The sequence below is a fragment of the Paenibacillus terrigena DSM 21567 genome, assembly GCF_000374845.1.
Lineage (GTDB): Bacteria > Bacillota > Bacilli > Paenibacillales > Paenibacillaceae > Paenibacillus_K > Paenibacillus_K terrigena.
On sequence record NZ_KB895417.1, the window covers coordinates 138,153 to 149,015 of the forward strand.

The 10,863-nt window shown below is 48.2% G+C and carries 6 protein-coding genes; all 6 read left to right on the plus strand.

The genetic code is table 11. The features are described 5' to 3' along the window. Positions 1-32 precede the first annotated feature (32 nt). Positions 33-971 (plus strand): ABC transporter permease, encoded by a 939-nt coding sequence (locus C558_RS0116785; protein ID WP_018757449.1) that lies wholly within the window; start codon positions 33-35, stop codon positions 969-971. Between the two features lie 27 nt (positions 972-998). Beyond that, a complete protein-coding gene (locus C558_RS0116790) occupies positions 999-1,916 on the plus strand; it encodes a carbohydrate ABC transporter permease (RefSeq protein ID WP_018757450.1) in 918 nt (305 codons plus the stop codon). Between the two features lie 86 nt (positions 1,917-2,002). Then, positions 2,003-3,322: a glycoside hydrolase family 125 protein gene (locus tag C558_RS0116795; RefSeq protein ID WP_018757451.1), complete on the plus strand. Its 1,320-nt coding sequence runs from the start codon at positions 2,003-2,005 to the stop codon at positions 3,320-3,322. Continuing rightward, positions 3,319-6,426, plus strand: a complete 3,108-nt coding sequence (locus tag C558_RS0116800; protein ID WP_018757452.1) for a beta-galactosidase — start codon at positions 3,319-3,321, stop codon at positions 6,424-6,426. The genes C558_RS0116795 and C558_RS0116800 overlap by 4 nt, the downstream gene beginning before the upstream one ends. A gap of 11 nt (positions 6,427-6,437) precedes the next feature. Then, the gene (locus C558_RS0116805; protein ID WP_018757453.1) at positions 6,438-9,173 is read left to right on the plus strand and encodes an alpha-mannosidase; all 2,736 of its coding nucleotides are present in this window, start codon (positions 6,438-6,440) and stop codon (positions 9,171-9,173) included. A gap of 292 nt (positions 9,174-9,465) precedes the next feature. After that, positions 9,466-10,824 (plus strand): ABC transporter substrate-binding protein, encoded by a 1,359-nt coding sequence (locus C558_RS0116810; protein WP_018757454.1) that lies wholly within the window; start codon positions 9,466-9,468, stop codon positions 10,822-10,824. Positions 10,825-10,863 lie beyond the last annotated feature (39 nt).

Here is a 10,863-nt window from a genome sequence, read left to right on the forward strand (position 1 = left end):
TCATTCTCAACTTTGATTCGAGAGGTGATCGTATGAAAAGGATCGGCGGATTCTTCAAGGATATCAATAAGAATAAAGTACTTCTGCTGATGGCTTTGCCGGCGACCTTATGGTTCCTGTTCTTCTCCTATTTGCCAATGGCCGGGGTTGTTATTGCATTTAAGGAATACCGTAACAGCCGTGATGGATTCTGGGCAAGTATTGTAGACAGCAAGTGGGTAGGATGGGATAACTTTAAGTTCTTATTTAGCACCAATGATGCCTACATCATTACACGTAACACACTATTGTATAACATCTTCTTTATTATTGTCGGTCTTGTGCTTGCCGTAACGATGGCGATTATTCTCGCTGAGATTACGAACAAAAAACTTGCAAAAGTCTATCAGACCGGTATGTTCCTGCCTTATTTCTTATCTTGGGTTATTGTTGGTTATTTCGTGTTCAGTTTCTTGAGCTTTGATAAAGGGATGATCAATCAAATCGGCAGTTGGTTCGGCGCAGAGCCAACGCAATGGTATACCGAGAAAGCATACTGGCCATTTATCATTATTCTAGTCTTCCTATGGAAGTCCGTTGGTTATAACAGCGTTGTGTATTTAGCGGCGATCATGGGGATTGATAAATCACTCTATGAGGCGGCAATGATCGACGGGGCTAGCAAATGGCAGCAAATTCGCAACATTACGCTCCCAATGCTTAAACCGCTGATGACCATTCTAACATTGCTTGCAATTGGACGTATCTTCTATGCGGACTTTGGTCTCTTTTATCAAGTACCAAGAGATTCGGGTGCACTCTACTCTGTCACGAACGTTATCGATACGTACGTATACCGCGGTCTCAAAGCAACAGGTGAGATTGGCATGAGTACAGCAGCAGGATTATATCAATCAGTGATCGGATTTACGCTTGTTATTGTCTCGAACTGGATCGTTCGCAAATGGGACAAGGACAACGCATTATTCTAAGGATCGCCTTGGAAGGAGGAAATGGTTATGTCGACAAAAGCGCTTAAATCGCGTGATTTTCATAAATTACCCGCCGGGTTAAATGTCGTGTTTAATATTATAGCTGGGTTGTTCGCCTTTGCCTGCGTCTTCCCGTTCTTATTCGTTACCATCATCTCGTTCACGGACGAGCAAACTCTTGCGACAAACGGGTATAGTATCTTCCCAGAGAAATGGAGCCTTGATGCTTACCGTTATCTATTCAAAGCAGGAGATCAGTTGTTTCGTTCCTACGGGATTACCATTACCGTTACACTTATAGGAACACTCGTCAGCTTGATTCTAACGGCAACATTTGCTTATGCGATTTCCCGCAAAAGCTTCAAATATCGTAATTTCTTCGGCTTCTTCGCCTTCTTTACGATGCTATTCAACGGTGGACTTGTTCCGACGTATATCGTTGTAACGCAATTGCTTGGCATGAAGGATACACTGCTTGCGCTAATCCTGCCGATGGCAGGGAACGCCTTCTATATTATGATTATGCGAACCTTCTTCGTCACCTCGGTGCCGGAAGCCATTATTGAATCCGGGAAAATTGACGGTGCAGGCGAGTTCGGAATTTTCTGCCGACTTATTCTGCCGTTGTCATTACCGGGTCTTGCAACCATCGGACTATTCAGTACATTAGGATACTGGAATGACTGGTTCAACGCGTTGCTGTATATTGATAATCCGGATCTTGTACCACTGCAATCGATGCTTATGCGGATCGAGAACAGTATGCAGTTCCTTCTACAGAATACGAATAATCCATCCTTGGGTGCGGGCATAATGCAATCCTTGCCAGCGGATACATCACGGATGGCGATGGTCGTACTCGCGACTGGGCCGATTATCTTCGCTTATCCATTCTTCCAACGTTATTTCATTCAAGGTCTAACGATTGGTGCGGTAAAAGAGTAAAATTGTGTGTTCAAAAAGTCAACTTTTCGTCGTAATCAAAAGATGACTTTTTGAACAACCTCTAAAAAGACTGGGGGAAACTTACCATGGAACAATTCAGATTGCCTAAAATTCCGATGCCGGAGCTAAAGCTGCCGCAAGCGATTCAAGAAGTGATTCAAGAAGCAGAAGAGAAGCTCGCTCATCGTCCGAAGCTTTTGCAATTATTCAAGAACTGCTTCCCGAACACACTGGAGACGACAACGAAATTAATGGAAGATGGAACGACATTCGTCATTACGGGTGATATTCCAGCTTCATGGCTGCGGGATTCCGTTGAGCAAGTGATCCATTATGTCCCGTTCGCGAAGGAAGATGCGGATCTACAACGCATCTTGAGCGGCTTGATTAAGCGCCATATCAACTACATTCACATCGATCCGTATGCGAATGCATTCAACGAATCAGCGAATGATTGGCATTGGAACAAAGCAGACATCACAGATATGTCCCCTTGGGTGTGGGAGCGCAAGTTCGAGATTGACTCCCTTTGCTTCTCGATGCGTCTTGCTTATATGTACTGGAAAGAAACAGAGCTGACGGACATCTTTGATGCAGGCTTCAAGTCGGCGATGCGTAAGATTTACGATTTGTTCAAGACGGAACAACGCCATTTCGAATTGTCGCCTTACCGTTTCACGCGGGATAACGGGATTCCTGAGGATTCCTTGCGCAATAACGGGCTTGGCATGCCAGTGAACTACACAGGTATGGTATGGTCGGGCTTCCGTTCGAGTGATGATGCGTGCGATTTCCACTACAACATTCCAGGGAATATGTTCGCAGTCGTTGCCCTTCGTCATATGCAAGAGTTCGCGGAGTGGGTGTTCCGCGATATGGACTTCTTGAAAGAACTGAAAGACCTGGAAAAGGATATTGACCACGGGATTCAGTTGTATGGTATCTACCGTCATCCAGAGTTTGGACCGATTTATGCTTATGAGACAGACGGTTTTGGCAACCATTGCCTGATGGATGATGCGGGTACGCCGGGTTTGATGTCGATCCCTTACCTTGGATATGTCGGTGCAGATGATCCGATCTACCAGAATACAAGAAGATTTGCATTATCCAAAGAGAACCCGTTCTACTTCGAAGGAAAAGCGGCGAAAGGGATCGGAAGTCCGCATACGCCTAAAGATTACATCTGGCATATGGCTTTGTCGATGCAAGGGATTACGGCAACGACGAAGGAAGAGAAGCTCGAGATGATCGCGATGTTAGAAAACACAGATGCAGATACAGGCTACATGCATGAAGGATTCCATGCGGATGATCCGAGCGTCTTCACACGTAAATGGTTCGCTTGGTCGAACAGCTTGTTCTCGCAGCTGGTGTACAAGGCGATGAAAGAAGGCATTCTATGAGCCGTCAAGTCATCGTATTTTATGATCCAACTTTCCCGAGTCCGTCTGCGCTAGAGGAAATTAGCGCGGCGGACCTCGGTCAGGTCGGAACGGTTGTAGATAGCGAGGGGCTTGCTGAAGCCCTTCGTTCATCTGCATCAGGGTGCTTCGTGAATATGCACGCACCTTATTTCCCGAAAGCGGCATGGCCTGCGATTCTTGAATTCTTACGTCAAGGTGGCGGGCTTGTTAGCATTGGAGGCGCGCCGTTCAAGCTTCCGGTACGGAAAGAGTCCGGCAGCTGGGTCGTCGAGGCCGAGCAGACCGCTTATCATCAGCAGTTATACATTCATGAAATGCTGCGCGTCGATGCGAAGTTAACAACGCTTACGGCACTTCATTCCATTCCATTGCTGCGTGGTCAGGAATCTTTATTCGAAATCGATCAGACTTGGAATCTCGTGCCGCATACGACGAAGAATGCCGACTTGCCTCAGCAAATGGGCTCTGCTGGTACGATGAGTACGCAGATTTATCCGCTCCTGAAGGCGGTTAGCCAAGAGGGACGCGAGATTGCGGCACCTGTTGTCCTATGGGAGAATGTTCGCGGCGAGTTCGGTGGATCGCGTTGGTTGTTTGTGAATGCACCATTAACGGAACGTTTCTTCGATGAAGGTGGCTTGGCAGCACTCGCGACGTGGACGCAATTCTGTGCGAAGGATGTTACAGAATTTTGGATCAAACCGAATTATGCGACATATGAGCCAGGTGAGCACGCGGTATTAACCCTGCAAGCACAACGTATTGAACGTTTCGTTCATTTTGACAAGCGTTTTGAATCCATGAAGGTTGATCTTGTAGTTGAACGCGAAGACGCAAGTGATCGCTGGGAGAATTCGCTTATATTAGAAGTAACACGTGAAATTGAGTATCTTCGCATTCCAGTTCCGCTCGAAATCAGCAGCGGACATTATCGTGTGACTTGTACCATTACAATGGAAGACGGCGAAGTACGCGTGCTTCGTCAAGGATTCTGGGGTAACGATGAAGCGTTATTGACAGCTGGCAGTCCAATCAAGAGCGGAAGAGATTATTTTGAGAAGGACGGGCGACCGCTGCCAATCGTCGGCATGACATACATGACGAGCGATGTGGCGCGAAAATTCTTGTTCCTGCCGAATACCGATGTATGGGATCGGGACATGGGACAGATGGCGAAAGCCGGCATCAACTGGATTCGTACGGGCATTTGGACGGCATACCGAAACGTGATGCAAGTGGATGGACACGCTTCGGAGGAAGTGCTGCGTGCGATTGACGCCTTCTTCTTAACGGCGAAGAAACACAATTTACAAGTTACATTTACCTTCTTCTCTTTCACACCGGAGACGTGGGAAGGGGCCAACCCTTATCTCGATCCACAGAGCGTGGAAGCACAGAAACGCTTCATTCGTTCCATCGTATCGCGTCATAAGACGACGACGCATGTGGATTGGGACCTGATCAACGAGCCTTCCATGTTCGAACCGGAATTGATCTTCTCCGAAGGACCGCGTTCTTGCGGAGACCGCTTCGAGAAGGAAGCCTTCACCCAGTGGCTTGAACAGCGTCATGAGCGGATTGAAGATTTGCAGAAGCGCTGGAATATGACGCCGGAGCAGCTTCCGAGCTTCGCCGCTGCGGTCATTCCAGGTCCGAAAGAGATTAACTTCGACGTACAAGATATGCATCAAGGTAAAAAAGGAACACGTTGGCTCGATTACTGCTTGTTCTCGATGGAGATGCATAATCGTTGGGCGAAGGCGTTGTACGATACCATTAAGGACATCGTGCCGGATCATCTTGTGACGGTAGGTCAGGATGAAGCGCTCGGCGCGCAGCGTCCATCTCCATTCTTCTATGAAGAAGCCGTGGATTATACAACGGTTCACTCCTGGTGGTTGAATGATTATCTCATCTGGGACGGTATCTTCGCGAAGACCGCGAATAAGCCGAATGTCATTCAGGAGACAGGCATCATGTATGTCGAGAATCCGGATGGCCGTGCGAAACGCAGCGAGCAAGAACTACGTAGTTTGTTGGAACGCAAGTATGCTTATGCATTCGCGACAGGAGGTGCAGGTGCGATTCACTGGATCTGGAATACGAACTTCTACATGGATAATGCAAATGAATCCCATATCGGTGCCCTCCGTGCAGATGGTACAGAGAAACCGGAAGCGGATGTATCGTATCATTTTGGACAATTCATGGGCGAGATTCGGGACTTGTTCCAAGATCGCGCATTGGAGGAGATTGTTGCGGTATTCCCGTATTCGAATGACTTCTCGAATCGCAAACTCGCGTTCGATGCGACGACACGGTTAACGCGTGTATTGTCTTATCAATTGAATTTGCCATTCCGTGCGGTATCCGAATACCATTTAGAGGCACTAGAGCAGAACCCGGCAAGATTAATTATTCTGCCAAGTGCGCATAACTTCGAGGATGCGGCATGGGCGAAGCTGATCGACATGGTGGAGAACACGGGCGCAACGTTGCTTGTTACGGGTCCGATCGGCCTTAATGCCTACTGGCAAGAATCCGATCGTTTGACGGATTTGCTCGGTAAGGGCGAGCTGCGTAATGTTCGCCGCGAAGAGATGCTCCATCTCGGTGGGAAGGCGATTCCGGTATCCTTCGGTCATCGTCGCATTGCGGAAGTAAGCAAGGAAGTACGCGGCGAAACGGGCAACGATGCCGTTATCGATGTACAGCTTGGTCAAGGCCGCTTGATCTGGAGTCCACTCCCGATTGAATTGAATGAACGTACAGATTCCATTGCTGAGCTCTATCGATACGCGGTGGAAGCTGCGGGCTGCAAACAAGACATGATGTGGCTGCAAGGCGGAGATCTCGCAGGTGTCTATGGACGCAAGCTGCGGTTCAAGGACGGCTTCTTATTTATTTTCGTATCGGAATATGCCTTGGATACGACGATCCAAGTGAAAGATAACGACACGAGCAAGACTTATCAATTTACATTAGCACAGGAAAGATCCGTGCTGTTCGCGACGGATGCGGCAGGACAGATCATATCGGTTTACCGTCCGCATGAGGTGGATATTCAGGTAAGCGAAGAATAGGGGGAACAGCCATGACGAAGAAGAGAACAGCCCATATCGTATCGCATACGCACTGGGATCGGGAGTGGTACTTGCCATACGAGAAGCATCATGTGCGTCTTGTCAAATTAATGGATACATTGCTCGATAAACTGGATCAAGATCCGGAATATCGCAGCTTCTTCTTGGACGGACAGACGATTATTATTGAAGACTATCTGCAAGTACGACCAGATCAGAGAGATCGTCTTGCGAAGTTCATTCGCGATGGACGTATTCTTATCGGTCCATGGTACATCCTGCAGGATGCGTTCTTAACGAGCGGTGAGGCAAACGTACGCAACATGCAAGTCGGACATCAAGATGCATTACGTTATGGAAATGTATCCAAAGTCGGTTACTTCCCGGATACGTTCGGCCTTGTCGGTCAGACGCCGCAATTAATGCAGCAATCGGGTATTCAGAACGCGTTCTTCGGGCGCGGCGTGAAGCCAACGGGCTTCAACAATACGGTTGCAGATGGCAATTATGAATCGTCCTTCTCGGAATTGCAATGGGTTGGACCGGACGGTTCAAAGGTGCTCGGCATCTTGTTCGCGAACTGGTATTCGAACGGGAACGAAGTCCCTGCCGATCCGGAAAAAGCTAAAGAATACTGGGATAGAAAGCTCGCAGATGCGGAGAAATATGCATCGACGAACGAGCTGCTCTATATGAACGGATGCGATCATCAGCCGATCCAATTGGATCTGCCAGAAGCGATTCGCGTCGCTCGCGAGCAATACCCAGATACTTCGTTCATTCACTCGAATTTCATCGATTATCTCAATGCGCTGGAGCGTGCGGTAGACCGTGATCTCTCCGAGGTTCATGGCGAGCTTCGCAGTCAACGTACAGACGGCTGGGGTACGCTTGTTAATACAGCGTCTGCACGTGTCTATCTGAAGCAAATGAATCAGCTTGGTCAAATGATGCTGGAGAAAGTGGCAGAGCCGCTTGCATCGATGGCACATTTGGCGGGCGTGGGTGAAGCCTATCCGCATCACTTGTTCACTTATGCTTGGAAGACTTTAATGCAGAATCACCCGCATGACAGCATTTGCGGCTGTAGTGTGGATGAGGTACACCGTGAGATGGTGGCGCGTTTCGATAAGAGCCGTCATGTCGCAGAGTCGATTGTAGATGATGTGAAACAAGCGATTGCTGATAACATCGATACATCAAGTTTCGTGAAGTATGGCGAAGAAGCACGACCTGTCGTTGTATTCAATACAACGGGATGGGAACGCACAGGCGTTGTGACGATCACGGTGGATGCTGAGCGTCTATACTTCCGCGACGGCTATACCTTGGAAGAAGCGACAGATCGGGTTCGCAATCTGGATATTACAGGTCGCGTACTCGTGGATGCGGAAGGCAATGTCATTCCTTGCACGGTAGAAGATCTGGGCCTTCAATTCGGCTATGATCTACCGGATGATGCATTCCGTCAGCCGTACATGTGCCGCCAAGTGAAGCTGACATTCGAAGCTTCGAAGGTGCCAGCGATGGGCTTAACGACCTATGCTTGGGTTCGCCAAGCCGGGGCAGTCGTACCAGCAGCATCGTTATTAAGCGGCGAACGGACCATGGAGAATGAAGGACTTAAGGTCGAGATCGCTGAGGATGGCTCGTTCACATTAACGGATAAGAAATTCGGTCGTACGTACCGTGATCTGGGTGTGTATGAGAATACAGGCGATATCGGTAACGAATATATGTTCAAGCAGCCAACAGGCGAGACGGCTCTAACGACGAAAGGCTTGTCCGCAGAGATTCGCGTTGTTGAAGATACACCATACCGCGCTTCGGTTGAAGTAACACATCATTGGGAGATTCCGGCATCTGCGGATGAATTGCTCGATGTTGAACAGCATGCATGCGTGTATTATCCGAATCGTAAGTCACAGCGTTCTAATGTGATGGTTCCATTCACGATTCGCACGGTCATTAGCTTGAACAAGAGCGGTAATGGCGTAGAGATCGAAGCTTCCTTCAACAACCAAGCGAAGGATCACCGCGTACGCGCATTGTTCCCGACCGATCTGAGCACGAATGTCCACCATGTGGATTCCATGTTCGAAATTCCGGTTCGTGACAATGAGCCGGCTGAAGAATGGGACAACCCAAGCAATGCGCAGCATCAGCAAGCTTTTGTTGATGTATCCGAGGCTGGAGCAGGCCTTACGGTTGCGAACTTCGGACTCAACGAATACGAAGTATTGCGTGATGGTCGCAACACGATTGCGGTAACACTGCTTCGCTCGGTTGGCGAGCTTGGCGATTGGGGTTACTTCCCAACGCCAGAAGCGCAATGTATTGGTGAGCATACAGTACGTATGGAAGTGATTCCTCATAACGGCGACGGCATCAAGTCTGGTGCTTATGCGGAAGCGTATCAGTTCCAAGTGCCTTGGACCGTAGCACAGACCGGTGTTCATGCAGGATCGATGGCTGCGACGTTCGCACCATACACATTCGAGAACACAGAGCTTGCGTTCTCCTCGATGAAATTGCATGAAGGATCGGGCAACTTGATGCTGCGTTGGTTCAATATGAGCCGTGAAGCAACAACGCTAGATCTTGCGTACCACTTGCCGTTCGACAACGCGTTCAAGAGTAACATCTTGGAAGAGCGCGGTGCTCGGATCGAGCAGAACGATGCAGGACAATTGTCCTTAGCTGTAGGTCCATGCGAGATTGTTACCGTAGGTATCACAAGCAAATAACTGATAATATCGTAGATCAAAGGTCGTATTTCACTCCTATTTCAGGGTGAAATGCGGCCTTTTTTGATTGCACGTGAGTGGATGTTCAATATTACGACATGCCCAGTATGACGTGGTCTCTACGCAGAATTTCCACCGAAAACACACACCATCTTCACATCGGTTTTGTTATGATTTTCTCTAAATTCAATGCGATAATATTGAAAATTTATAAGGGGAAACAGACAAGAGATCATCAGAGAATCGTTAGCTTGCATGGATTCACAATACTACCTAGGGAGGCCAATGTCGTATGAAAATGAAACATCAATTCGTTCTGCTGCTTGTTCTAACTATGCTCATCACATTGTTTACAGGGTGCGGTTCATCAGCTCCAAGCGAGCAGAAAGAATCGACCGAGACGACGACTTCGGAATCAACGGATGCCGGAGCACAAGGGGATACAGCGACTACAGGGGAAGAAGTAACGGTAAAAATTTTGTATCCATGGGGACAAGGCTTTTTCGATAACTTATTCAAAGATATTGATGAGAAGCTTCCCAATATTAAGATTGAATTAGTCGATGCGCAAGCGAAGCTGGAGCCGCTGCAGGAGCTGAATGCGAAGCAGATCGTTCCGGATATTATATTTGCGAACTGGGGCGTTGAGCCGTTAGAGGAGCTCGGTATGATTGAGCCGCTCGATGATCTGATGGCGAAGCATAACTTCGATGAGAGCGCGATTGATCCTTCGATTCTAGCGTACTGGCGTGCGGTAAACCCTGAAGGGAAACTAACAGGCATGCCTTCGAGCAGTGATAACTATACGATGTATTACAACAAAGAAGTGTTCGATCTGTTCGGCGTGCCGTATCCATCCGAGCATATGACTTGGGAGGAAATGGTTGATCTTGCGAAGCAGTTAACGGGTGAACGCGATGGCATCCAATATCGTGGTCTGGAGATGGGGCCCGGGTTCACAGGTTATGAAGCGCTGGTGCCTCTGCTTGAGCTGAATACGAACTTGACGGATCCGAACACGGGTGAGGTCTTAATCGATAAGAAGCCTGAAGTGACGAAATATCTTGAGCTGATGAAGAAGTTCTACAGTATCCCAGGGATTTATGATCGTGACCCTGAGGCGAGAAAAGATTATGCTTTCGGGAAAAAGAATGTTGGGATGATTGTATCCTGGCCAGGGTACATCAAGTGGGGAATTGGTGATCCAGAAGTCGCCAAAAATATGGATTCGGTTCCTGTGCCAATGTGGTCGGATTTACCAAACATCGCGCCTCCATCAGGCTCCCATCCCTATGTCATTAATAAATATAGCGAGCATAAAGATGAAGCCTTCCAGGTTCTAGCTGAATATGTGTCGGCAGAGAATCAGACGAAATTGGCGAAGGCAGGAGATCCGCCGGTGCTTATCGATCCGAAAGTCTATGAAGCGTTCGGTGCCGATCTGGATATCTATAAAGGGAAAAATATTAAAGCCTTCTTCTCACGCGAAGCGGCTGTGCCGAAGACCGTTAGTAAGTGGGATCAATACGTCGATATCGCCGGAAGTCTGTCCAAATTCGCAGAGTCCGATATGAATATCCAAGAGTTCCTGCGAGTGCTGAAGGAAGAATCGGAGACGAAAATTAAAGAAGCCATGGCGAAGGCACACTAAGCAGTGTGAAACGGAGCACTCGATCATTTCTAGCGTAGA